Origin of the sequence: Agreia sp. Leaf244 (assembly GCF_001422695.1) — a bacterium.
In the GTDB taxonomy this organism is placed as follows: domain Bacteria; phylum Actinomycetota; class Actinomycetes; order Actinomycetales; family Microbacteriaceae; genus Agreia.
Map to the genome: position 1 here is coordinate 638609 of NZ_LMLX01000002.1, position 23750 is coordinate 662358.

Here is a 23750-nt window from a genome sequence, read left to right on the forward strand (position 1 = left end):
CTCACCAGAAGGATCGAAACCATGGCACGCAAGAACACAGCCCCTTCGACAGGCTCAGGGAACGGGAGTGGGGGCGGCTCAGGGAGTGACGCGGGCGTCGACTTCATCGACGCAGCGGATGCGAAGACGGGCCTCTCGTCGAAGGGCCTCTCGGCCGGCTCGATCGGCCTGCTCGGAGCCACGGTCATCGGCATCTCCTGCATCGCCCCCGCGTACACGCTCACCGCGTCGCTCGGCCCCACGGCGGCAGCGGTGGGAACGCAGATGCCCGGCATCTTCCTCGTGGGCTTCCTGCCCATGCTGCTCGTGGCCCTCGGCTACCGCGAGCTGAACAACGCCATGCCCGACAGCGGCACGTCGTTCACCTGGGCCACGCGGGCGTTCGGGCCGTGGCTCGGTTGGCTCGGCGGATGGGGTCTGATCGTCGCGACGGTGGTGGTGCTCTCGAACCTCGCCGGCGTCGCGGTCGACTTCCTCTATCTGGCGATCGCGCAGATCACCCAGAATCCCGACATCGCCGACCTGGCGGGCAACATCCCCATCAACATCCTCACCTGTCTGGTCTTCATGGTGGGCGCCTGCTACGTGTCGTACCGGGGCATGGAGACGACGAAGTCCCTGCAGTACTGGCTCGTGGGGTTCCAGCTCGTGGTGCTCGTCTGGTTCGCCATCGCCGCGATCGTGCACTTCGCCGACGGCTCGGCCTTCGACGCCACCCCCTTCAGCCTCGACTGGTTCAACCCGTTCGGCGTTCCCTCGTTCTCTGCCTTCGCCGCGGGCGTCTCGCTCTCGATCTTCATCTTCTGGGGCTGGGATGTGACCCTCACGATGAACGAGGAGACGAAGAACCCGAAGACCACTCCGGGTCGCGCCGCGACGCTGACCGTCGGCATCATCTTCGTGCTCTACATCCTCGTCGCGGTCGCGTCGCTCATGTTCTCGGGCATCGGAACGGGCGAGCTCGGGCTCGGCAACGAGGACATCTCGGGCAACGTCTTCGCGGCGCTGGCCGGCCCCATCATGGGACCCTTCGCCATCCTGCTGTCTCTGGCCGTGCTGTCGAGCTCGGCCGCGTCGCTGCAGTCGACCTTCGTGGGCCCGGCCCGCACGATGCTCGCCATGGGCCACTACCAGGCGTTCCCCAAGCGCTTCGCGTCGATCAGCCCGCGCTTCAAGTCGCCCGGCTTCGCCACGATCATCGCCGGCGTCGTGGCGTGGGGCTTCTACGCGGTGATGCGGGTGCTGTCGAACGACGTGCTCACCGACACGATCCTGACGCTCGGCATGATGATCTGCTTCTACTACGGCGTCACCGCGCTGGCCTGCGTCTGGTACTTCCGCAAGGAGGCCTTCTCGGGCGCGCGGTCGTTCTTCTTCAAGTTCCTCGCTCCTCTCCTCGGCGGCATCATCCTCGCGGTCATTTTCGTGACCACCCTCATCGACTCGATGAACCCCGACTACGGCAGCGGATCGAACATCGGCGGCCTCGGCCTGGTCTTCATCCTGGGTGCGTTCCTGCTGCTCGCGGGCGTCGTGCTCATGTTCGTGATGCGCGCGGTGAACCCCGCGTTCTTCACCGGCCAGACCCTGAAGCGCGGAACCTCGACCGACTGATTCGGTGCAGCCACAGCGCGAGCACGCCGCTATACGACGAGTTCGGGCGCCGGCTGAACAGAATCGTGCGCTCAGTGCCGCACGAGGGCAAGGGGCAGGGTTCCGCAGGCCACGCGCTCCCCGCCGCCGGGCAGCGCGGTGACTTCGGGCAGCAGAGTGCCCGCCGCGATCGTCGGGTCGGTCGAGAGCACGACCCTCGATGCCGCGTTCACCAGCGTGACGCGCTCGCCGAGCCGCGCGAATGCGGGCAAAAACCGGGCCTCGAGGGCCGACACCGTCACATCCACCCCGGCGACGCCGGGCTGCGCGCCCGCCGCATCGAGCACGGGCATGGTGAGGGTCAAAATGAACTCGTCTGTGCAGAGGTAGTCGACGTAGGGGCCGGTCACGTGGCTCGCCTCGCCCGACGCCACTCCGCGCCACCACTCGAGCCGGGTGTAGTCGCGGAAGAACTCGGACTCGGGGTCTTCGACCACGGCCAGCTGGCGCGGCGGAAGCCGCTGCACGAGCGGGTCTCCCGCCTGGCGCACCCACCAGGCGAGGTGCCAGGCCGCGTCATCGACGAACCCCGGCGTCGCCACGAAGCCGGCCCCGATCACGAGCTGGGCACCGGCGCTCAGCTCGGCCTCCGCGAGGGCGCGCACGCTGTCGTCGAGGGCGGCCCGGGTGATCGGATGCGCGAGGCCCGCCAGCGTGGTCGCGAAGGCGTCGCGGGCCCGGCCGAGCGCCTCGAAGACGGTGTCGAGCGTCTCGACGACGAGGGATGCGCAGTCGTCGGGCGTGAGGATCGCGTGAGGGGCGGCGTCGGTGGATGCGGCGTGCGCATGCTCATCGGAGATGGAGATCGCCCCGGCTGCCAGGGCCGCGAGCTGCTCGTCGACGATCGCCCGCGCCCGAGCCGAATCGCGCCGGGCGAGCGCATCGATGAGCGCGAGCTGCGCGTCGCGAACCGTGTCGCGCAGGGCCTGGTCGCGCATGCCGAACCACAGAAGAGGACCGAACTCGGCCTGAAGACGCAGCTCCTCGGCCACGAGCCGGGGCGACTGGGCGGCTGCCGCGACCTCGACGCGGAAGAGGGCCTCGCCCCGGCGGGCGGAGACCTCGTCGCCGAAGTCGATCGACTCGGCGATCGACCGCAGGCTGTCGAGGTCGGAGCTCGTGGCGCGCGTGGCCGCCGTGGCCGCGACGGAGCCGCTGATCGCGCCGAGCTGCAGAGCGAGGTCGTGCAGCTGAGCCCTCGAGAAGCGCGAGAGGCGGGCCGCGAGGAGTTCGCGCTGGCCCTCGGGGCTCGAGGTGATGAAGCTGCCGCCGTCTCGTCCGCGGGTCGTGCGCACGAGCCCCTGGCCGCGCAGCGCGTCGAGCGCCTCGCGCACGGTCGACACGGCCACGCCGAACTGTCGCGCCAGCTCCGTTTCTCGGGGCAGACGCTCGCCGTGCCCGACGAGCCCGAGCACGATGGCCTCGCGCATCCGCTGCTCGACCTGCTCGCTGCGGCCGGGGCCGGCGAGCGGCGCGAACACGGCCGAGCGGGCCTCCGCGGTGAGGCCGAGCGAACGCGACATCTGGCCTCCCGGAGCTGGATTCGACGCTATCACCTGGTGGTCTCCGCGGCGTTCCCTGAGCCTTGCCTGCGGGGCCGGTCAGCGCTTCGTGCTGCGCGTCACCGTGAACTTGGCGTTCTGCCCGACAACGTCGGTCGGCCCCACGATCTTGCGCAGGGTCGCGGCGTGCGAGAGCGAGCTGTTGAACACGGTCCAGAGCTCACCGCCCGACTCGAGCACACGCGCCGCGTCGCGGAACAGCCCGAGGGCCGCGTCCGCGTGCACGGCCGCGCCCACGTGGAACGGCGGGTTGCACAGGATGAGCCCGGCCGACGCATCCGGCTGCGAGCGCAGCGCATCGTCGCGAACGACCTCGACCCGGGCATCGAGCCCGTTGAGCCGCATCGTCTCGCGGGCGGATGCGACAGCCGACGACGACTGGTCGCTCGCGATCACCCGCGCCTCGGGCCGGGCCCGGGCGATCTCTGCGGCGAGAACGCCGGTGCCGCATCCGAGGTCGATGGCCACGTCGGGGTGCGCCGCCATCTGCGGAATGAACGACAGCAGGAAGCGCGTGCCGATGTCGAGCTTCGTGCCCGCGAAGGCGGTGCCCTGCGCGGCGACCCAGAGCTGCACGTCGTCGTGGAACTCGGTGCGCATCGCGGCAGTGTCGGATTCGGCGTGGGCGCCGGCCCGGGGCTGGGAGGCCACGAGCACGCGCGACTTCTGCCGCGCCAGGCTCACCCGCAGCTCGGCGAAGTGCGTCGTGAGCACGTCGTTCATGCTGGTCGAGAGGTGCTTGATGCGCCCGCCCGCGAACACCACGACCGACGGATGCGCGTGCCGGGCGATGAGCGCAGCCGCCTGCTCGAGCGCGGCGAGCGTTCGCGGCAGCTGCATGAGCACGACGGTCGCCCCCTCGACGAGTGAGGCGTCGAACGGCATCGACTCGTACGAGTCGGCGAGCCCCGTGCGGTCGGCGTTGCGGGCCAGGGCCCGCTCGCCCGTCAATGCATCCTGCTGAACCCGGATGCGCGTGGCCCCGTGCAGCCCGGCCGCGCCGAGCGTCAGCGCCCCGTAGCGATCGCCCAGCACGGCGACCTCCCCGGGAGCGGCCGCGGCAAGCGCATCCGCAGCCTCATCGAGAATCAGCCTGTCGCTGGCGTCGACCGCGAACAGGTTGGGAGCCTCGACGTCGGGAAAGCGGCGGAGGTCGTCGAACGAGAAATCGGGCATCCCCCCATCCTGACAGGGATGCGCCCGGACTGATATTCTGGCGGGCTCGCCGGACGGCGGCAGGAAGAGGCCGACGATGACCGACTATCTCGACGCGAACCGCGACAACTGGAATGATCGGGCGTCTGCGCACGCCACCCGCAGCGGAGTGGGCTACCAGGTGCAGCGCTACATCGACGATCGGCGGCTCATCTCCGACGTCGTGGGGTTCGACCGCGACCGGCTGGGCTCCGTCGAGCGGCTGCGCACCGTGCACCTGCAGTGTCACATCGGCACGGACACACTCTCGCTCGCGCGACTCGGCGCCCGTGTCACGGGGCTCGACTTCTCGCCCGTCGCGCTCGACGAGGCACGCCGACTCGTGGCGGAGACGGGCGACGACGTCGACTTCGTCGAGGCAGACGTCTACTCGGCACTGTCGGTGCTCGAGCCGCAGAGCTTCGACCTCGTCTACACCGGCATCGGCGCCCTCTGCTGGCTGCCCAGTGTTCAGCGGTGGGCGGAGGTCGTCGCGGGCCTGCTGAAACCGGGCGGCCGACTCTTCATCCGCGAGGGCCACCCCATCTTGTGGACGATGGACGAGCGCCTGACAGACGACCTGCACCTGCGCTTCCCCTACTTCGAGCAGAAGGCTCCGCTCGAGTGGAACGACGAGGCCAGCTACGTCGAGACGGATTAGCCTATCACCGCGACCACGACCTACGAGTGGAATCACGGCATCGGCGAGATCGTCACGGCGCTCCTCGATGCCGGCCTCAGGCTCACGATGCTCGTCGAACACGACAGCGTGCCGTGGCGAGCACTCCCGGGCCAGATGCTGCTGCGACCCGATGGCGAGTTCGCCCTCGATGCCCTCGCGGGAGTGGCCCCGCTGAGCTACACGATCCAGGCGGTCAGACCGGCAGTGTGAGTCGTGAATCACATCGTGCGCCTCACACGACAGTCGTCGAGATTCCGGTGTCTGCCGAGCGACGGTCAGGTAACGGCAAGGTGAATCCCTGCTCGCTCGCAGGCATTCGACACTACGGTCACAAGAGTGGCGACAACCGATACAGCGATCCAAGGCCTAGCGCCGCAGGGCATCTACGACCGATTCATCCGACCCGCTCTGCCGGAGCCCGAGATCTTCGAGAAGCCGCGCAACCTGCTCTGGGGCTTCATCGGAATCCACGTCGTCTACCTGCTCGGCCTGCTGCCCAATATCGTCGCCGGAACCGTCGAGGGCGACCTGCCCCTGTACCGCCGCTGGGCCATCGCCGCCGAGAGCTTCGGCCAATGGCCGGGCATCCACTTCGAGTGGGTCTACCCGATCGGGGCGATCCTGCCGATCGCCATCTCGAACATCGCGGGCCCCCAGCTCTACCAGCTGCTCTGGTTCGTGCTCATCGCCTCGCTGAACGCGGCGTCGATCGTGGTGCTCTCCAACCGCGGGCGCTCCCGCCGCGGCGTGCTGGCCTCGTGGTGGTGGCTCGGAATCCTCACTCTTCTGAGCCCGGTGGCGTTGCTGCGCCTCGAGGGCATCACCGCTCCCCTGGTGATCATCGCCCTCGTTCTGATCGCGCGCCGGCCGATCGTCGCATCCGTTCTTCTTGCCCTCGCCACGTGGATCAAGGTGTGGCCGGCCGCGATCTTCCTGGCCATCATCGGGGCGTTTCCGCGCCGCCGCATCGCGGTCGCGACCGGAGCCGTGTTCTCGGTGGGGGTCGCCGCCATCGTGTGGGCCTTCGGCGGCCTGCACTACCTTCTCGGCTTCGCGCAGATGCAGACCGCGCGCGGCCTTCAGCTCGAGGCTCCCGTGACAACGCCGTGGCTCTGGCTCGCGATCCTGAACAGGCCGGGCAGCCACATCATCAACAACACGGAGATCGCCACCCGTGAGGTCGTCGGCCCCTACGACCACATCGCCATTTCGCTGATGACGCCGGCCATGGCGCTGGCCGTCGTCGGCGTGCTCGCCCTCGTGGTGTGGGCCAAGCACCGTGGCGCTCAGACCCAGAGGCTGCTACTTGTCGCGTCCCTGGCGCTCGCCACCACGGTGGTCGTGTTCAACAAGGTGGGCTCACCGCAGTACATGCTCTGGCTGGCGCCGATCATCGCCGTGGGAATCACGCACGGATGGCGCGCCTGGAGAACGCCCGCGCTGCTCATGGTGGCCATCTCGGTGCTCACCACGTTCGTGTTCCCGATCCTCTACATGCCGCTCATCGCGGGAGATCCCGGGGTGGCGCTGCTGCTCACCGCCCGCAACGTTCTGCTCGTGGTGCTGCTCGGCTGGGCCGTGCGCGAACTCGTGTCGCTCGGGGCCCGGGCGGCCGGCGCGGAGCCCCGCTTCGAGCGCAGGGCGCGCGAGCGCGAGCAGCGCCGGGCGCGCCTGACCGCCTGACGGCCTGACCGCCTGACCGTCTAGAGGCGGCGCTCGTAGCAGAGCGACTCGGCGGCTCCCGCGTAGGCTCCGAAGTTCGGAATGAGCGTGTACCCCTCACGCTCGTAGAAGCGAACGGCGTCGGGCTGCGCCGTGCCCGTCTCGAGCCGCAGGGTGCTCCAGCCGCGGCTGCGAGCCCGCTCCTCGAGGGCGCGCAGCACCGCAACCGACACACCCGTGCCGCGCGCATCCGGCGTCACGAACATGCGCTTGATCTCGGCGCTGACATCGTCGAGCTGTCGCAGGCCGCCGCACCCCACGGGTCTTCCGGACTCGTCGTAGGCGACGACGAAGACGGGCACATCGGATGCCGACGGCTTGGTTCCCGGCTCGGTGTCACCGCCGTAGCGCGCGTCGATCTCGATGCGCTGCGCGGCTCGCAACGCCTCGGAATCGGGGTGGTCGAATGCCGTGTCTCGGATCTCGATCGATGCAGTGCTCACGGGCGACAACGCTACCCTTTTCAGTCATGCCCCTGCCGACGCCGCCCCTCGCCCCCACCACCGTCGTGGGGGCCCACAACTATCCCGACGATCTCGTGGCCGCCATCGTTCGCGCGACCGAGGCCGCGGCATCCGCCTGCCTGCCCCTCGTGGGGTCGGGCGACAAGAACGGCGTCGACGAGCTTGCCGTCGCGGCGATGCGGGATGCCCTGGGCCGGGCCCCGTTCGACGGTACGGTCGTGATCGGCGAGGGTGAGAAGGACGAGGCCCCGATGCTCGCGAACGGCGAGCGGCTCGGCACAGGCGCGGGCCCGGTGTGCGATGTGGCGGTCGACCCGCTCGACGGTACGCGGCTCGCGGCGGAGAACCTTCCGGGAGCGGTGGCCGTGATCGCGCTCGCACCGCGCGGGAGCATGTTCGACCCGCGCGACGTGTTCTACATGCAGAAGCTCATCGCGGGCGCGGCGGCGGTCGGGGTGCTCGATGTGCTCGCGTCGGCCACGCAGAATGCGACGCGGCTCGCCGACGCTCTCGGCAAGCCGATCGACGACCTCGTCGTGGGCGTTCTCGACAAGCCGCGGCACGCATCCGTCGTCGCCGAACTGCGCGGGCTCGGCGTGCGCGTGCACCTGGTGGGAGAGGGCGACGTGTCGATCGCGATCGCGGCGGCCACCCCGGGCTCGGGCATCGACGCCGTGATGGGAACGGGCGGCACTCCCGAGGGGATCATCGCGGCGTGCGCGGTGCGCTCGCTCGGCGGGTTCATGCAGGGCCGCCTGGATCCGCAGTCGGAGTCTCAGCGGGCCGCGGCCATCGCTGCGGGCCACGACCTGCACCGCGTCTTCACCCTCGACGAGTTGGTGGGGAGCGACCGAGTTCTCTTCGTGTCGACCCCGGTCACCTGACAGGTCGGCCTCGCGACGGCCGCGAGCGGCCTACCCGACCAGCACACTCGCTGCGCCAGTCGAGTAGCGAGGTACGAGCGTATCGAGACCAGCTAGTCGGTGGGGCGCCAGATCACGACTTCTGTGCGGCGCGCCGTGCGCGTTCCGTGCTTGAGCGACACCACGTCGCCCTGCACGTCGGCGGCGAAGACCCGGCGGTTGGGCCGGTTGAGCAGTTCGTCGGCGAGGGCGCTCTCGAGCTCGCGGACTCGGCCGGTGAGGGCGCTCACCTGGTTCTCGAGGGTCAGGATGCGGGCGATGCCCTCGAGACTCACGCCCTCCGCCGAGAGACGCGCGACCTCGCGCAGCTGCACCACGTTGCGCATCGAATAGCGACGCGACTTGCCCGCCGTGCGGGTGGGGCTCACGAGCCCGATGCGGTCGTACTGGCGCAGGGTCTGCGGATGCATGCCGGCCAGTTCGGCGGCCATGGCGATCGCGAACATCGGTGAGTTCTCGTCCATGGCCTGCCTTTCTGTACGAGGGGTTGCGAGGGAGACCCCCGGTGAGGGTGCGGTGACGACGCGAGAGGTTACTCGTGCGCCTTGGAGAGCAGCTCGAGGCGCGGGTTCTCCTGCGGCTCGACCGCGTGGAACGCCTCGAGCGCCTCGCGGGCCTCGGGGCTGAGGTGCGCGGGAACCGCCACCTGCACCACGGCGAGCAGGTCGCCGGTGCCCTTCGACGTCTCGACGCCTCTTCCCTTCACCCGCAGCACGCGCCCGGAGGGTGTGCCGGGTGCGACCTTGAGCTTGACGGGCTCGCCGCCGAGGGTCGGAACCTCGATCGTCGCCCCGAGCGTCGCCTCGACGAAGGTCACGGGAACGTTCACGCGCAGGTTCAACCCGTCGCGTTCGAATACGGGGTGTTTGCGCACAGTCACGGTCAAGACGATATCGCCTGGCTCGCCCCCGTCGGGACTGCCCTCACCCTTGCCGCGCAATTTGATCTTCTGGCCGTCGGAGACGCCGGCCGGGATCTTCACGGTGATCGGGCGCCCGTCTGCGGTCTGCAGCTTGATCGTGTCGCCCTTGGTGGCCGTGAGGAAGTCGATGGTGGCGCGGGCCGTGACGTCGCGGCCACGGGTCGGTCCGCCGAAACCGCGGAAGCCTCCGGACGATCCGCCGAAGAGGCCTCCGAGCAGGTCGTCGTACTGGCTGCCGGCACCGGGCTGGGTGTAGGTGTACTGCTGGCCTCCGCGGCCGCCTCCGCCGCCGCCGAACATTCCGCCGAAGACGTCTTCGAATCCGCCGCCCTGCTGGCCGGGAGCCTGGAAGCGGGCCCCTGAGCCCATGGCGCGGATCTGGTCGTACTCCTTGCGCTGCTCAGGATCGGACAGCACCGAGTTTGCCTCGGAGATCTCTTTGAACTTGGCCTCGGCTTTGGGATCGCCGGGGTTGGAGTCGGGGTGGTACTGACGCGCGAGCTTGCGATACGTCTTCTTGAGCTCGGCCTCGGAGATGTCTTTCGAGACGCCGAGCACCTTGTAGAAGTCCTTGTCGAACCAATCCTGGCTGGCCATTTTTTCCTTGTTGATCAGTGGTGCCCTTCGACAGGCTCGGGGAACGGGTCGTTCCCCGAGCCTGTCGAAGGGGCTCTACCAGGTTGTGTGTTACGCGCTGACCGGAGTCGAGACGACGACCTTGGCTGCACGCAGAAGCGTGGAGCCGAGGTAGTAGCCCGTCTCGACGACGTCGGCTACCGTCTCGACCTCGACATCGGCCGACGGCTGCTGGAAGATCGCCTCGTGCAGCTGCGGGTCGAAGGCATCGCCCGCGGCTCCGAACGGCTTCAGTCCCAGACGCTCGGTGCCGCCGCGCAGCTTCTGCGCGATGGATGCGAACGGCCCGTCGCCGAGGTCGCCGTGCTTCTCGGCACGGTCGAGATCGTCGAGCACCGGAAGCAGGACCTTGACGACCTCGCCGACGGTGCGCTCCCGCTCGACCTCTCGGTTCGCCTCGGTGCGCTTGCGGTAATTGGCGTACTCCGCGGTGACCCGCTGCAGGTCGGCGAGCCGTTCTGCAGCGAGCACCTCGTCGGAGGCCGTCGACGACGACGCAGAGGAGGCGTCTTCGAGGAAGCTCAGGTCGGCGTCGCTCAGCGAGGTCTCGACATCGGGGCCCTCGGCCTCGATGAACTCTCCCTCGATGATCGGTTCGGTGGCTGGAGAATCGCTCCCCGATCCTGTCGAGGGGCCCGCCGCCGAAGCCGCTTCCTCCCCTTCGACAGGCTCAGGGAACGAGTTCTGATCCGTCATGGTTACTTGTCCTTCGAGGGCTCGTCGTCTTCGACAACCTCGGCGTCGACCACGTCTTCGTCAGACGGGGCGTCCTGAGGTGCGTCGGTCGGCGCGTCGCCTTCGGCGGCTGCGTCGGCCTGGCTCGAGGCGTAGATGGCCTCGCCCAGCTTGCCCTGGCTCTCGTTGAGCTTGTCGAACGCGACCTTCACGGCCTCGTCGTTGTCTTCTCCGGCGAGTGCCGTCTTCAGCTCGTCGACGTCGGCCTGAACCGAGGTCTTGACGTCTTCGGGCAGCTTGTCCTCGTTCTCCTTGATGAGCTTGTCGATCGAGTAGGCGAGCTGCTCGGCGTTGTTGCGCACCTCGGCGGCCTCACGACGCTTCTTGTCTTCAGCGGCGTGCTCCTCGCCCTCGCGGACCATGCGGGCGATGTCCTCCTTCGAGAGGCTCGAGCCACCCGTGATGGTCATCGACTGCTCCTTGCCGGTGCCCTTGTCCTTCGCGGACACGTGCACGATGCCGTTGGCGTCGATGTCGAAGGTGACCTCGACCTGCGGGATGCCGCGCGGGGCCGGCGCGATGCCGGTCAGCTCGAATGTTCCGAGGTTCTTGTTGTCGCGGGTGAACTGGCGCTCGCCCTGGAAGACCTGGATCGCGACGGACGGCTGGTTGTCGTCTGCCGTCGTGAAGGTCTCGCTGCGCTTGGTCGGGATGGCCGTGTTGCGCTCGATGAGCGTGGTCATCATGCCGCCCTTGGTCTCGATACCGAGGCTCAGCGGGGTGACGTCGATGAGCAGAACGTCCTTGCGCTCGCCCTTCAGCACGCCGGCCTGCAGGGCGGCGCCGACGGCGACGACCTCATCGGGGTTGACGCCCTTGTTGGGCTCCTTGCCGCCCGTGAGCTTCTTGACGAGCTCGACGACGGCGGGCATACGGGTCGATCCGCCGACGAGCACCACGTGGGCGATGTCGTTGACCGAGACGCCGGCCTCGCGGATGACGTCTTCGAACGGCTTCTTGGTGCGGTCGAGGAGGTCGGAGGTGAGCTCTTCGAACTTGGCACGGCTGAGCGTCTCGTCGAGGTTGGCGGGGCCGTTCTCGGTGAGCGACAGGTACGGCAGCTGGATGCTGGTCGACGTCGACGACGACAGCTCCTTCTTCGCCTGCTCCGCGGCCTCCTTGAGGCGCTGCTTGGCGATCTTGTCGCCGGAGACGTCGACGCCCGTGGCGTCTTTGAAGCGCTTGATCAGGTAGTCGACGACGCGCTGGTCCCAGTCGTCTCCACCGAGGCGGTTGTCACCGGAGGTGGAGCGGACCTGGATGGTCGAGAAGTCGTCGTCCTTTCCGACTTCGAGGAGCGACACGTCGAACGTTCCGCCACCGAGGTCGAAGACCAGGATGAGCTCGTCTTCCTTGCCCTTGTCGAGGCCGTAGGCGAGGGCGGCGGCGGTGGGCTCGTTGATGATGCGCAGAACGTTGAGGCCCGCGATCTCACCGGCCTCCTTCGTGGCCTGGCGCTCGGCGTCGTTGAAGTAAGCGGGAACCGTGATGACCGCGTCGGTGACGGTGTCGCCCAGGTAGGACTCCGCGTCGCGCTTGAGCTTGGCGAGGATTCGAGCCGACAGCTCCTGCGGGGTGTAGGGCTTGCCGTCGATGTCGACGGTCCAGTTGGTGCCGATGTGCCGCTTCACCGAGGAGATGGTGCGGTCGACGTTGGTGACGGCCTGGCGCTTGGCGGTCTCGCCGACGAGAACCTCGCCGTCTTTGGTGAATGCGACCACCGAGGGGGTCGTGCGGAAGCCTTCCGCGTTGGCGATGACGGTGGGTTCTCCACCTTCGAGGACCGCGACCACCGAGTTGGTGGTACCGAGGTCGATTCCTACTGCACGAGCCATGTGAGTGATTTCTCCTTGTTTTGCTGGCGGGACCGACGTTCTCACATCAAGAATGTCTAAGTTCTCACAAGGGTTGAGCCTTGTTGACTCAAGCTTGCCAGCGACCGAAATCCATGTCAAGTCTTCACAGCTAAAGTTGAGCTAGTTCGACTCAACTTTGACCACCGGCTCGCCGATCGGGTCAGTCCCGGATGCGCGAGGGGTGCGACAGCCGGGCGTCTCGCGCCGCGAAGACGGCTCCGTCGACGATCCTCGACGGATGCGAGGGCAGCGCGATCACCTCGACGTGGGCGTCGACGGACGGCGCGATGAGCGTGCCGAGCACACCGAGGTAGCCGTCGAGCACCACCACCTCCGCCCCGACCACCGCGGCGGCGGCCTCGATCGCCTGCGCCAGCGAGGCCATGGCGGCGGCCACCGCGGCCGCCGCCGCCTCGTCTCCCTCGGCCACGGCTGCCAGCAGCACCGACAGGGCCTCACGGGGAAAGCGGTCGACGAGGTCGGCCGCCTCGGCGTCGGATCGCACGCCCGCCGTCGTCAGCAGCCCCGCCAGGGCGACCGCGTCTCCGAGTCGACACGACTCACCGCCCTCGATCGTCACGGGGATCCGCGCGAAGTCGGCCTCGCCGAGGCCGCCGGGGATGGCCGGCTCGCCGGCGACGAGAACGCAGCCCGCCACCGCGCGCTCCCCGCCGAAATACAGCAGGGTGCGTTCGCCGATGCGCTCGCGCAGTTCGCCGCGCACGAGCCCGAGGGCGGCGGTCGCACTGTCGCTCACGACCTGAACGACGGCGCCGCCGCAGCCGTGCGCGGCCAGCTGATCGCGCACCCCGCTCGCGATGTCGACGTCGGCCCAGTCGAGGGCATCCGACCGCACGACGACGTCGCCCCAGGGCGATACACGCCCTGCAACAGCGATGCTCACGGCCGTCAGGACTCGCGGGGACTCCACCGACTCGACGATCCAGTCGATCGCGGCGGCGAGCATCCGTATCGCCTGTGTGGGATCGCCGCCCCGCAGGTCGGCGCGATCGGCGTAGCTGCCGAGGTGATCGCCACCGACGGTGGCCGTCTTCGCACGAACGCCGTCGACATCCACCCGGAGCCCCGCGACGACCCAGCCGTCACCCGACAGCGACACGGCGTGCGTGGGGCGTCCGAGACGGGACTGCGTGTCGGCGAGCCCCTCTGTCACGAGATCGAGGGCCTTCAGCTCGCCGATCATGCCCGTCAGGGTCGACAGTCCGAGCCTCGACGAGTCGGCGATCTGGGCTCTGGACGACGGGCCGTGGTCTCGCAGATAGCGCAGCACGAGTGCGAGATTGTGCTCTCGCAGATCTGCAGTATCTCCTCCGCGCCCCCGCACGAAGAGGCCCCCCGGGTGCCTATTCATGCGTCTAACCCTAGCCCGGAAGATCACGGCGGCACGGGTGATTTCACCTCGTGTGCACGCGTTGTCTGCTGCCTCGTCTCGGCGCACGGCTACTGTGTGAACATGACTCAGAATCCCGGCGACGCAGCCGGCCCAGACGACGCCTCGACGCGGGCCGCGATGCCACTTGTCGCCAATACCGGCGCGGCCCTGGCTGTGGGACTCGACCTGCAGGTGGAACCCGTTCCGGCGAGGCAGGTTCGGTCATGGGCGCTGTGGGACTGGGCCACCCAGCCCTTCAATTCGGTCATCCTCACCTTCATCTTCACCGCCCTCTATCTCACCACCGACGTGTTCCTGCCGGCCGACGTGGCCGCGCTGCCCAAGAACGATCCGGTGAAGGTCGCCGGCCTCGCCGAACTCGCCAGCGGGTTCGGCTTCGCGATCTTCCTGGCCGGGCTGGTCATCCTCGTGCTCGCGCCGGTGCTCGGCCAGCGCGCCGACCGCACGGGCAGCCGCAAGGGCGGCCTGCTCGTCTACACGGTGCTGCTCGTGCTCTGCATGGCCGGTCTGTTCTTCGTGCAGGGACAGCCCAGCTTCTTCGTTCTCGGGGCGTCACTCGTGGCAATCGGAAGCGTCTTCAGCGAACTCGCCGGGGTGAACTACAACGCGATGCTCGTGCAGGTGTCGACGAAGAAGACGATCGGGCGGGTCAGCGGCCTGGGCTGGGGCCTCGGCTACATCGGCGGCATCGTCGCGCTCGTCATCGTGGTCGTGGCCTACAGCGCCGACTGGTTCGGGCTGTCGCAGGAGAACGGCCTGCCGTTCCGCGTCGTCGCGGTCGGCTGTGCCATCTGGACCGTGATCTTCGCCATTCCCATCTTCGTGTTCGTTCCGGAGCTGCCCCCGGCGCCCTCGGTCGGCCCCAAGGTCGGCTTCTTCGCGAGCTACGCGGTTCTCGTGAAAGACATCGCCCGGCTCTTCCGCGAGAGCCGGCACACGTTCTGGTTCCTCGTGGCCAGTGCCGTGTACCGCGACGGCCTGGCGGGCGTGTTCGCGTTCGGGGCGATCATCGCCTCGGGCACGTTCGGATTCGAGTTCCTCGAGGTCGTCGCCTTCGGAATCGCCGCCAACCTCGTTGCCGGAGTGAGCACGATCATCTCCGGGCGCTTCGACGACCGCTTCGGGCCGCGGGCCGTCATCCTGTTCTCTCTGATCGGCCTCGTGGTGGCGGGCACCGCCGTCTTCGCCCTGCACGACGCGGGCAAGATCGTGTTCTGGATCGGCGGCCTCGCCCTCTGCCTCTTCGTCGGCCCCGCACAGACCGCATCGCGCTCGCTGCTGGCACGGGTGTCGCCCGTGGGGCGAGAGGGCGAGATCTTCGGCCTCTACGCCACGACGGGACGAGCGGCCAGCTTCATCTCGCCCGGCCTCTGGGCGCTGTTCATCGCCATCGCGGGTGCACAGTACTGGGGCATCCTCGGCATCGTGCTCGTGGTGGCGGTGGGCCTGGTGCTGATGCTCTTCGTGAAGCTCCCCGACCTGCGCGCGGCCGCCACCGACGCGCGGTAGCCGGCCCCGAGCATCCGCTGCCCCGCGCCTGTTGCCGGGGGCGACGGATGTTGCCGGTCGCCCGGGCACATTCGTCGCCCCGAGCAACACTCGCGGCGAGGCTAGGGAACGAGCACCCACAGCCAGATCAGCAGCATGGTCACCACGAATCCGCACACGAAGTTGAACAGCAGGAAGCGTCGCCACCCGGTGTTGGCCCGCTCGGCGTCGGCGTCGGCGATCGACCAGTACGGCAGCACGCTCAGCGCGTACGGCAGCACCAGCAATCCTCCCAGCGGGCCCGGCCACGTGGTGAAGAGCATCAGCACTCCCCCGAGCAGGTAGGCCACGAAGGCGAAGCGCACAGTCGCGGCACCGCCGATGACGGTGGCGATCGACGCGATGCCGCCCTCCCTGTCGGCCACGATGTCCTGCACCGCACCGAACGCGTGGCTGGCGACGCCCCACAGGAAGAACGCGGCCAGCACGGCCCAGAGCGCGGGCGTGAACGCCGCCCCGGCCAGCACCAGCCCGTAGACGGCCGGACTCACGAAGTGCGTGCTCGAGGTGAGCGAGTCGATGAACGGGCGCTCCTTGAACCGCAGCTTCGGAGCGCTGTAGGCGAGCACCGCGAACAGGCTCACGGCGAGCACCAGCCACGACAGCGGCGATCCGACCAGCACGAGATACACGATGAACGGCACATTCGTGATGACCACCGCCCAGAGGGTCGGCCGGTGCAGTGACTTGTCGAGCACCGCCCCTTCGACGCCGCCCTTGCGCGGATTGCGCATGTCGGACTCGTAGTCGAACACGTCGTTGATCCCGTACATCGCGAGGTTGTAGGGAATCAGGAAGTACAGGGTGCCCAGCACGAAGACGAGGTCGACCTCGTGCGTGACCAGCAGGTATCCGGCGGCGAACGGAAACGCCGTGTTGACCCACGAGAGGGGCCGCGACGACAGCAGCAGTTGACGGATCATGCGCGCTCCTCCGGGCGTGCGACGGCACCGGATGCGCGCGAGCCCGCGGGCAGCAGCATCCAGAGCGACGGCAGCAGAACGGCGGCGGCGATCGCGTAGGCGAAGTCCTCGAGCGGCGCGATGCCGATGAAGGCCCCCGAGATGAGGGAGGGCTCGTAGCCGACGAGCCCGATTCCGATCATCACGTTGTCGAAGACCGCGGTCATCACCAGCAGAACGCCGAGGGTGATGGCGACCGCGACCCACGGCCGGGTGCTCCGGATGCGCACGGCCGCGACGATCGCGACGATCGCGACGACCGCGAGGAAGATCGCATTGAGCGTCCAGTAGGTCACGAGCGCACCGCCTCGCGGCGGGTGCCGCGACCGGCCTGACCGGCGGATGCCCGCGTCAGGAACCCGAACAGGTTCATCGCGAGATAGCAGAGCAGGGTGAGGAAGAAGATCTCCTCGACAGGCAGCTCGGGCGCCAGCTGCAGACCCGTCATGAACGACGTCTCTCCGCGAAAGAAGATGCCGAGCCCGATGCCGGCCAGATCCCAGCCGACGAAGAACACGAGACCTGCGACGAGAACAATGGATGCCCGGCGCGCGTCGCGGAAGAAGAACAGCGTGAATCGACGGTCGAGCACCACCATGCCCGTGATCGAGACGAGGAGCGCGAGCAGGTACAGCAGACCCATCAGTCGCCGGGCTCCGCCAGTGCTCCCGTGCTCGTGTCGCCGCGCAGTCGCTTGATCACGAGCTCCGCGCTGATCAGGCACATGGGCAGGCCGATGCCGGGAATCGTGGATCCTCCGGCGTAGACGAGTCCGTCGACCTTCTTCGACACATTGCCCGCTCGGAAGAACGCGCTCTGGCCCAGGGTGTGGGCCGGGCCCAACGCTGTGCCCTTCCACGCGTTGAGGTCGTCGACGAAGTCGGCGGGGCCGACGGTGCGTCGCACCACGATGCGGTCGGCGAGGTCGGGAACGCCGGCCCACTCGGCCACCTGCGCGATCGCGGCGTCGGCGATCCTTTCGACCCGGGCATCCCCCAGGCCGTTCTCGCCGCCGTGACCGATGCCGGGGTCGGCCGGGATCGGAACGAGGATGAAGATGTTCTCGTGACCGTCGGGCGCGACGGTGTCGTCGGTGGCGCTGGGGCGGCAGACGTAGATCGACGCGGGCTCGGGAACCGAGGTGGCCCCCTTCGGCCCGAAGCGCCCGAAGCGGCTCGCTCCGAAGATCTTGCCGAAGTCGCCCTTCCAGTCCTTCGTGAAGAACAGCGAGTGGTGCGCCAGCTGGGGCAGCTCGCCCGAGACGCCCAGGTAGACCAGCACGGCGCTGGGCCCGGCGGTCTTCTTCTGCCAGTACGACTCGGGGTAGGTCTGCAGTTCGGGCAGCAGCATGGTGGTCTCGACATGCCGCAGGTCGGCGGTGGCGACAACCAGCTCGGCCTCCAGCTCGTGGGCGCGCCCCTCGTCGTCGACGTAGTGCACGCCGCCGACACGGCTGCGATCGGATGCCGGTGGCCCGGCCACGACGTCGGTCGCCGCCGCGGGCGCCGTCGCTGGGGCAGCCGGTGCGGACTCAGTGGAGCCCTGCGCATCCGCCTCGCCCGCGAGCAGTCGCCGCAGCTCGTCGCGGTCGATCACGTTCGTGTCGAACTCGGTGGTCTCGTAGTCGTACACGCTCTTCTCGGGCTCGGGAGCCTTCAGCGCGGGATCGAGTTCGAGCACGATGCGCGTCACGGTCGCGCCGCTGCGGATCTCGACGCCCGCGTCTCGGGCGATGTTCTCGATGCTGGCGATCACCTGGCCGAAGCCGCCCTGGGGGTAGAGCACGCCGTCGTTCATGTCGAGGTGGCTCATGAGGTGGTACATGCTCGGAGCGGCATACGGCGAGGAACCCAGGAAGACGGCGGGGTAGCCGAGGATCTGCTGCAGTCGCGGATCGCGCACCGTGCGACCGGCGAAGCTGGCCAGCGTCTCGGTGAGCAGGCGCACGAGTCGGGGCGTACGTGTGACGACGGGGCCGACCGCGAGCGGCTTGAGGTCTTGGAACGTGGAGTAGAGGAAGTACTTCTTGGCGAGGTCGTAGGTCTCGGCGGCGGAGTCGAGGTAGCCGGCCATCTTCACGCCGGCGCCGGGCTCGATCGATTCGAACAGCTCGAGGTTCGATTCGAGGTCGCTGCGGATGTCGACCGTGGTCTCCTCGCCCTCGAAGAACACCCGGTAGCCCGGGTCGAGGCGGGTGAGGTCGAGCTGCTCCGCGGCCGATGTACCCATGAGCTTGTAGAAGTGGTCGAAGACCTCGGGCATCAGGTACCACGAGGGGCCCGTGTCGAAGGTGAAGCCGTCTTTCTTCCACACGCCCGCGCGGCCGCCGACAGCGCCCCGCTTCTCGAGCAGGGTCACCCTATAGCCCTCGCGGGCGAGCAGGGCGGCGCTGGCCAGCCCGCTGATTCCGGCCCCGATGACGATGGCCCGCCGGGCCTCGCCCTGCGACTCGGTGCTGTCGCCGGTGGGGATGCTGGCTGTCACTCGTGCTCCTTCGGTAGACGACCCGCGGCAGCGAGGGCCGCGATTCGCATCTTAACGGGGTTGGGCACGCGGATGCGGGTGGTCACCAGGACGGAGGCCGGCGTTTCGCGTAGACGGCGGGTGAGCTCGGCAAAGAGTCCCTGCGCGAGCACGACGGCGCGCCGGGAGGAGCTGGGCAGCAGCGTCAGGGTCGAGCAGGCGATGTCGAGGTCGTTCTGGATGTCGTCGATGATGACGGCCTTCTGCGCCTCGGTGAAGGAGTCGACGTCGACACCGGGAAAGTAGCTGCGGCCGAGGGCCGTGAAGTCGGCGGCGAGGTCGCGCAAAAAGTTGATCTTCTGAAAGGCCGCGCCGAGGTGCCGCGCGCCGTCGACAAGCCGCGCCTCGTCCTCGTCGGAGTAGCGGTGACCGACGAGGAACGCCTTGAGGCACATCAGGCCGACGACCTCGGCGGATCCGTAGACGTAGAGGTCGAACGACTCGGGCGTGTGCTCGGTCTGGCTCAGGTCTGCGCGCATCGACGCATAGAACGGGCCCGAGAGCTCTTCGCCGAATCCGGTCTCGCGGGCCGTGAGCGCGAACGCGTGCACCACCAGGTTGGTGCTGAAGCCGCAGCGCATCGCCTCGTTCGTCTCGCTCTCGAGCGCGTCAAGCTGGGCTCGGATGGCGCCGGCATCGAGACGCGCCTCTGCGGCGACCCCGTCGACGACCTCGTCGGCGAGCCGCACGAGGGCGTAGATGTTCTCGACGTGCTGCCGCACCGTCGGAGACAGCAGCTTCGACGCAAGACCGAACGAGGTCGAGTATCTGCGGATGACGACAGCCGAGGCCTCCATGGCCACGCGGTCGTACAGCGATTCGGGCCGGGTCATTTGACCCGTTCCAGCACCGTGGCGACGAAGGCGCGGAACTCCGCGCGCACCGCATCGGGAAGCGCGCTCGACGCGAGCTGCTCCCAGGCCCTGTTGGCGAAGTCGCGGGCCAGAGCCTCTGCGTAGCGGCGGGCGCCGCTTTCTTCGAGCAGGCAGCGGATGCGCTGGGCACCGTCTTCATCGAGCTCGGGATCGCCGAACGACGGCTCGATCTGCGGCCACTGCTCGGTCGTCGCGGCGTAGGCGATGAGCACCGTGCGCTTGCCCTCGCGCAGGTCGCCGAGGGTGGACTTGCCGGTGTCTCCTTCGTCGCCGAAGACCCCGAGGAGGTCGTCGACGATCTGGTAGGCGATGCCGAGGTTGCGCCCGAACGACCCCAGGGCCTCGACCGCCGCCTCGTCGGCGCCCGCGAGCACCGCGCCGGCCTGGAGGGGGGTCTCGAAGGAGTAGACGGCCGTCTTCAGACGCTCCATGTCGACGATGTCCTCGACCGAGGGCGGGTCGGGGTGCAGCGAGAAGTCCACGTCGAGGAGCTCGCCGGCCGCCGATGCGAACATGGCCTCGTCGAGGATCTCGTGGAGGCGCTCGCGCAGCTCTCCGCTGACGCCGCTCCTATCGAGCAGGCGGAAGGCGTTGAAGAGGGCGAGATCGCCCGCGATGACGGCGACCGAGAGGCCGCGGTGCTCTGCGGTGGGAATGGGGATGCCCGCCGTCTGCGCCAGGTCGCGGTAGCTGCCCGACACGTTGGGGCCGCCACGACGGATGAAGTCTCGATCGATCACGTCGTCGTGCACGATCAGGGCGGTGTGCAGCAGCTCGAAGGCCGCGCCGACATAGGCGGCGGTCTCCGAGTCGGTTCCTCCCAGAGCCTCGTAGGCGGCGAGAACCATGGCCGGACGAAAGCGTTTGCCGCCGGCGGAGTTCTTCTCGAGCGTCTCCCAGAGAGTCACATAGCGAGGGCCGATGCCCGACGCCCGCGCCTTCGCGAGCCCGAAGAAGCGGTCGAGAACCGCATCGACGTGCTGCTGCCGCCGGCGGGTCACCACCACGAGATCATGCGTATCCACGGTTCGAGGCTAACTTACGAGACTGTCTAAGTACCGCGCCTCGTCGTGGGGATTGCACAATGGCGGGCCGCCTGCTCGAAGAATCCCCGCACGATCAGTCAGTCGGCTGACTATTCGCCCGCTCTGGCACAATAAGTGCATGTCCTCTCATGAACAGGTGGTTCTGCTTTCCGACGAAGGACTGCCGATCGGAACGGCCGACAAGGCCACGGTCCACACCGCCGACACGGCCCTGCACCTCGCCTTCTCGTGCCACGTCTACGACGCGCAGGGCCGCATCCTGGTCACCCGCCGCTCGCTCGGCAAGGTCGCCTGGCCCGGGGTGTGGACGAACTCGTTCTGCGGTCATCCGGCTCCGGGCGAGGCGATGACCGACGCCGTGGCGCGCCGCGCGCAGCGCGAGCTGGGAATCACGCTCGACGAGGTGACCCTGGTTCTCCCGGACTTCCGCTACCGGGCGACCGACGCATCCGGAATCGTCGAATACGAGATCTGCCCGGTGTTCACGGCCACGACGACCGACGAGGTCGCGGGCAACCCCGACGAGGTCGCCGAGTGGAACTGGGTCGACCCCGATGCCCTGCGCTCGGCCGTCGACAGCACGCCGTGGGCGTTCAGCCCGTGGCTGACCCTGCAGCTGCCGCTGCTCAGCGAGGCGACCGCGTCGGCACGGTGAGGATCTCGGCGCCGTCGTCCGTGATGGCGATCGTGTGCTCGCTGTGCGCCGTGCGTGCGCCGGTGGCGCTGCGCAGCGTCCACCCGTCGGGGTCCGTCACGAGTTCGTCGGTGTCGGCCATCACCCACGGCTCGAGCGCGAGCAGCAGGCCCGGCCGCAGGCGATAGCCCCGACCCGGTCGACCTGTATTCGAGACGTGCGGATCCTGGTGCATCGTCGACCCGATTCCGTGGCCGCCGAACTCGACGTTGATCGGATAGCCCGCGTGCGTGAGTACGGAGCCGATGGCGTGGGAGATGTCTCCGATTCGTGCACCCGGGCCTGCGGCGGCGATGCCTGCGGCGAGAGCCCTCTCTGTCACTTCGATCATCGCGACGCTCTGCGGCGGCCTCGATCGACCCACGACGAAGCTGATGGCGGAGTCCGCGGCCACGCCGCCCAACGACACGGCTAGGTCGAGCGTCAGCAGGTCTCCGTCCTGCAGGGCGTAGTCGTGCGGCATGCCATGCAGAACGGCGTCGTTCACCGCGGTGCAGATGTAGTGGCCGAACGGTCCTCTGCCGAACGACGGTGCGTAGTCGACGTAGCAGGATTCGGCGCCGGCCTCGAGGATCAGGTGCTTGGCCCATCGGTCGATGTCGAGCAGATTCGTGCCCACGGTGCTCCGCAGCCTCAGAGACTGCAGGATGTCGGCGACGAGGCCGCCGGTGACTCGCGCTCGGGTCAGTTGGGCCGGGCTCAGGATCTCGATCATGCCGATAACTATACCGGTACTGTTATAACGGTATTAGAATAGCAAGCATGGTCCGACTTCCCATCACCCCCGACGAGCTCGAGCGCGGTCAGCGACTCGGTGCCCTGTTACGGCACGCGCGAGGCGAGCGCTCCATGCTCGACGTGGCCCTCGAGGCAGGGGTCTCGCCTGAGACGCTGCGCAAGATCGAGACCGGCCGCGTCGCCACTCCGTCGTTCCAATCGATCGCGGCGATCGGGCGCGTTCTCGGGCTCTCGCTCGACGACGTGTGGGCCGAGATCAACCCGCCGCAGGCAGTGCTCCTGGCCCGCTGAGGGTCTCGACGTTCTCGAGGGCGACCTCGCGGCCGTCGCTCGCGACGAAGGCGATGTGCAGCAGCTCGTTCGTGCCGCGCTCGCGATGCTCGACGACCGGGCCGAACCCCGTCGGTCGATGCGTGTCGCCCCACTGGGCGAAGCTCGCGAGCACAACACCGAGGTCACGGCCCGCTTCAGTGAGCAGGTACTCCGACCGCTCGCGCTCGCCTTCGGCGCGGTAGGAGCGCCGCTCGAGCACGTCGAACTCGACGAGCGTCGACAGCCTGGCCGCGAGCACGTCTTTGGCCACGCCGAGCCTCTGTTGGAAATCGGAGAACCTCGTGACGCCCGCCAGGGCCTCCCGCACCACGAGGATCGTCCACTTCTCTCCGAGCACCTCGAGGCTGCGCGCCACGGGGCACCGAGGGTCTTTTCCCAGAACCGATGTCGCCATTCCTCGACGATAGCATCTGGGTTTGATTCCGCAACTCAGGGTGCTAGGTTGTGAATCACAACCTAGAAGGAAGAAGTTCACCATGCCATCAGCAATCAGCGGCGCCGTCGTTCTCGTCACCGGAGCAAACGGAGGACTGGGACGCGAGTTCGTCGCCCAGGCCCTCGAGCGCGGGGCGACGAAGGTCTACGCCACGGCCCGGACGCCGCGCGAGTGGAACGACGCACGGGTGCAGACGATCGCGCTCGACGTGACGGACGAGTCCTCGGTGAGGGCCGCCGCCGCCATCGCAGCGGACACCACCATCGTGATCAACAACGCCGGCGTCGGCGGCGACGTGCCCATGCTGGGCGGCTCCGAGGCGCTGCGCCGCATGTTCGAGACCAACTTCTTCGGAGCGGTCTCGGTGGCGCGGGAGTTCGCGCCCGTGCTCGCCGGCAATGGAGGCGGGGCCCTGCTCGACGTGCACTCCGCGCTGAGCTGGCTCGGCGTGGCCGGCGGGTACAGCGCCACAAAGGCCGCCTTCTGGTCGGCGACGAACTCGCTGCGCCTCGAGCTCGCACCCCAGGGCACGCACGTGGTCGGCCTGCACCTCGGCTACGCGGACACTCCCATGACCGAGGGGGTCACCGAGTTCAAGAGCGACCCGGCCGACATCGTCGCCCGCGCCTACGACGGCCTCGAGGCCGGCGAGTTCGAGGTGCTCGCAGACGAGACGAGCGTTCAGGTGAAGGCGGGCCTCTCCGCCCCACTGCACGCCCTGTACCCGCAGCTCGCGTCGGCGGTGCCCACGGCCTGAGCACGGAGAGTGCTGCCGATGCCCCGGACGGACTTATGCCGTTCGGGGCATTCACCTGTCATGTCCCGGTAGACT

General features: G+C 68.5%; 25 protein-coding genes. 9 read left to right on the forward strand and 16 right to left on the reverse strand.

Translation table 11 applies throughout. The annotated features are described in order from the left end of the window. Window positions 1–21 precede the first annotated feature (21 nt). Window positions 22–1614: an APC family permease gene (locus ASF06_RS07805; RefSeq protein ID WP_082500775.1), complete on the forward strand. Its 1593-nt coding sequence runs from the start codon at window positions 22–24 to the stop codon at window positions 1612–1614. Window positions 1615–1685: 71 nt separating this feature from the next. On the opposite strand, the gene ASF06_RS07810 is transcribed toward ASF06_RS07805, so the two are convergent. Beyond that, window positions 1686–3176, reverse strand: coding sequence for a GntR family transcriptional regulator (locus ASF06_RS07810; RefSeq protein WP_055945345.1), 1491 nt, complete (start codon window positions 3174–3176; stop codon window positions 1686–1688). Window positions 3177–3254: 78 nt separating this feature from the next. Beyond that, window positions 3255–4391, reverse strand: a complete 1137-nt coding sequence (locus ASF06_RS07815; RefSeq protein ID WP_055945347.1) for a class I SAM-dependent methyltransferase — start codon at window positions 4389–4391, stop codon at window positions 3255–3257. Window positions 4392–4467: 76 nt separating this feature from the next. Between ASF06_RS07815 and ASF06_RS07820 the strand changes: the two genes are divergently transcribed. From ASF06_RS07820 to ASF06_RS07825, 3 genes are all read left to right on the forward strand, one after another. Next, window positions 4468–5070 (forward strand): class I SAM-dependent methyltransferase, encoded by a 603-nt coding sequence (locus ASF06_RS07820; RefSeq protein WP_235500936.1) that lies wholly within the window; start codon window positions 4468–4470, stop codon window positions 5068–5070. Window positions 5071–5157: 87 nt separating this feature from the next. Continuing rightward, entirely contained in the window at window positions 5158–5301 is a 144-nt protein-coding gene (locus tag ASF06_RS20000; RefSeq protein WP_235500937.1) for a hypothetical protein, read from the forward strand. Between the two features lie 126 nt (window positions 5302–5427). Then, on the forward strand, window positions 5428–6774 hold the full coding sequence (locus ASF06_RS07825; protein WP_055945349.1) for a glycosyltransferase family 87 protein: 1347 nt from the start codon (window positions 5428–5430) through the stop codon (window positions 6772–6774). A 20-nt stretch (window positions 6775–6794) separates the two neighbouring features. On the opposite strand, the gene ASF06_RS07830 is transcribed toward ASF06_RS07825, so the two are convergent. Beyond that, window positions 6795–7256 carry a GNAT family N-acetyltransferase gene (locus tag ASF06_RS07830; RefSeq protein WP_235500938.1) on the reverse strand — a complete coding sequence of 154 codons (462 nt, stop codon included), beginning with the start codon at window positions 7254–7256 and terminating at the stop codon, window positions 6795–6797. A 26-nt stretch (window positions 7257–7282) separates the two neighbouring features. On the opposite strand from ASF06_RS07830, the gene glpX reads away from it, so the two are divergent. Continuing rightward, window positions 7283–8161, forward strand: coding sequence for a class II fructose-bisphosphatase (gene glpX / locus ASF06_RS07835; RefSeq protein ID WP_055945351.1), 879 nt, complete (start codon window positions 7283–7285; stop codon window positions 8159–8161). Between the two features lie 92 nt (window positions 8162–8253). Here glpX and ASF06_RS07840 read toward each other — a convergent pair whose 3' ends face one another. The 5 genes from ASF06_RS07840 to ASF06_RS07860 all read right to left on the reverse strand — a co-directional run bounded on the left by ASF06_RS07840 (window position 8254) and on the right by ASF06_RS07860 (window position 13721). Next, window positions 8254–8664 carry a heat shock protein transcriptional repressor HspR gene (locus ASF06_RS07840; protein WP_055926585.1) on the reverse strand — a complete coding sequence of 137 codons (411 nt, stop codon included), beginning with the start codon at window positions 8662–8664 and terminating at the stop codon, window positions 8254–8256. Window positions 8665–8732: 68 nt separating this feature from the next. Next, the gene (locus ASF06_RS07845; RefSeq protein ID WP_055945353.1) at window positions 8733–9719 is read right to left on the reverse strand and encodes a DnaJ C-terminal domain-containing protein; all 987 of its coding nucleotides are present in this window, start codon (window positions 9717–9719) and stop codon (window positions 8733–8735) included. Between the two features lie 90 nt (window positions 9720–9809). Then, entirely contained in the window at window positions 9810–10454 is a 645-nt protein-coding gene (locus ASF06_RS07850) for a nucleotide exchange factor GrpE (RefSeq protein WP_055945354.1), read from the reverse strand. Between the two features lie 2 nt (window positions 10455–10456). Next, window positions 10457–12328: a molecular chaperone DnaK gene (dnaK, locus tag ASF06_RS07855; RefSeq protein ID WP_055945356.1), complete on the reverse strand. Its 1872-nt coding sequence runs from the start codon at window positions 12326–12328 to the stop codon at window positions 10457–10459. Between the two features lie 181 nt (window positions 12329–12509). Further along, window positions 12510–13721: a hypothetical protein gene (locus ASF06_RS07860; RefSeq protein WP_157439115.1), complete on the reverse strand. Its 1212-nt coding sequence runs from the start codon at window positions 13719–13721 to the stop codon at window positions 12510–12512. A gap of 102 nt (window positions 13722–13823) precedes the next feature. Here ASF06_RS07860 and ASF06_RS07865 point away from each other — a divergent pair, with 102 nt between their 5' ends. Next, the gene (locus ASF06_RS07865; protein WP_055945359.1) at window positions 13824–15272 is read left to right on the forward strand and encodes an MFS transporter; all 1449 of its coding nucleotides are present in this window, start codon (window positions 13824–13826) and stop codon (window positions 15270–15272) included. A 101-nt stretch (window positions 15273–15373) separates the two neighbouring features. On the opposite strand, the gene ASF06_RS07870 is transcribed toward ASF06_RS07865, so the two are convergent. From ASF06_RS07870 to ASF06_RS07895, 6 genes are read right to left on the reverse strand one after another with little or no spacing between them, the layout of a single operon-like run. Beyond that, entirely contained in the window at window positions 15374–16234 is an 861-nt protein-coding gene (locus ASF06_RS07870; RefSeq protein WP_055945361.1) for a prenyltransferase, read from the reverse strand. Further along, a complete protein-coding gene (locus ASF06_RS07875; RefSeq protein WP_055945363.1) occupies window positions 16231–16569 on the reverse strand; it encodes a lycopene cyclase domain-containing protein in 339 nt (112 codons plus the stop codon). The genes ASF06_RS07870 and ASF06_RS07875 overlap by 4 nt, the downstream gene beginning before the upstream one ends. Then, window positions 16566–16916: a lycopene cyclase domain-containing protein gene (locus ASF06_RS07880; RefSeq protein ID WP_055945364.1), complete on the reverse strand. Its 351-nt coding sequence runs from the start codon at window positions 16914–16916 to the stop codon at window positions 16566–16568. Before ASF06_RS07880 ends, ASF06_RS07875 begins: the two co-directional genes overlap by 4 nt. After that, window positions 16916–18757 (reverse strand): phytoene desaturase family protein, encoded by a 1842-nt coding sequence (gene crtI / locus ASF06_RS20005; protein ID WP_235500939.1) that lies wholly within the window; start codon window positions 18755–18757, stop codon window positions 16916–16918. Before crtI ends, ASF06_RS07880 begins: the two co-directional genes overlap by 1 nt. Beyond that, window positions 18754–19629: a phytoene/squalene synthase family protein gene (locus ASF06_RS07890; RefSeq protein WP_055945367.1), complete on the reverse strand. Its 876-nt coding sequence runs from the start codon at window positions 19627–19629 to the stop codon at window positions 18754–18756. Before ASF06_RS07890 ends, crtI begins: the two co-directional genes overlap by 4 nt. Further along, a complete protein-coding gene (locus ASF06_RS07895; protein WP_082500778.1) occupies window positions 19626–20696 on the reverse strand; it encodes a polyprenyl synthetase family protein in 1071 nt (356 codons plus the stop codon). Before ASF06_RS07895 ends, ASF06_RS07890 begins: the two co-directional genes overlap by 4 nt. Before the next feature lie 139 nt (window positions 20697–20835). Between ASF06_RS07895 and idi the strand changes: the two genes are divergently transcribed. Next, window positions 20836–21372, forward strand: a complete 537-nt coding sequence (idi, locus tag ASF06_RS07900; protein WP_055926566.1) for an isopentenyl-diphosphate Delta-isomerase — start codon at window positions 20836–20838, stop codon at window positions 21370–21372. Here the strand turns inward: idi and map are convergent. After that, window positions 21344–22126, reverse strand: coding sequence for a type I methionyl aminopeptidase (gene map / locus ASF06_RS07905; RefSeq protein ID WP_055945370.1), 783 nt, complete (start codon window positions 22124–22126; stop codon window positions 21344–21346). The genes idi and map overlap by 29 nt on opposite strands. 47 nt (window positions 22127–22173) lie before the next feature. Here map and ASF06_RS07910 point away from each other — a divergent pair, with 47 nt between their 5' ends. After that, window positions 22174–22440, forward strand: coding sequence for a helix-turn-helix transcriptional regulator (locus ASF06_RS07910; protein ID WP_055945372.1), 267 nt, complete (start codon window positions 22174–22176; stop codon window positions 22438–22440). Here ASF06_RS07910 and ASF06_RS07915 read toward each other — a convergent pair. Next, a complete protein-coding gene (locus ASF06_RS07915; RefSeq protein ID WP_055945374.1) occupies window positions 22406–22876 on the reverse strand; it encodes a winged helix-turn-helix transcriptional regulator in 471 nt (156 codons plus the stop codon). The genes ASF06_RS07910 and ASF06_RS07915 overlap by 35 nt on opposite strands. Window positions 22877–22958: 82 nt before the next feature. Here ASF06_RS07915 and ASF06_RS07920 point away from each other — a divergent pair, with 82 nt between their 5' ends. Continuing rightward, window positions 22959–23675, forward strand: a complete 717-nt coding sequence (locus tag ASF06_RS07920) for an SDR family oxidoreductase (RefSeq protein ID WP_055945377.1) — start codon at window positions 22959–22961, stop codon at window positions 23673–23675. Window positions 23676–23750: the final 75 nt, after the last annotated feature.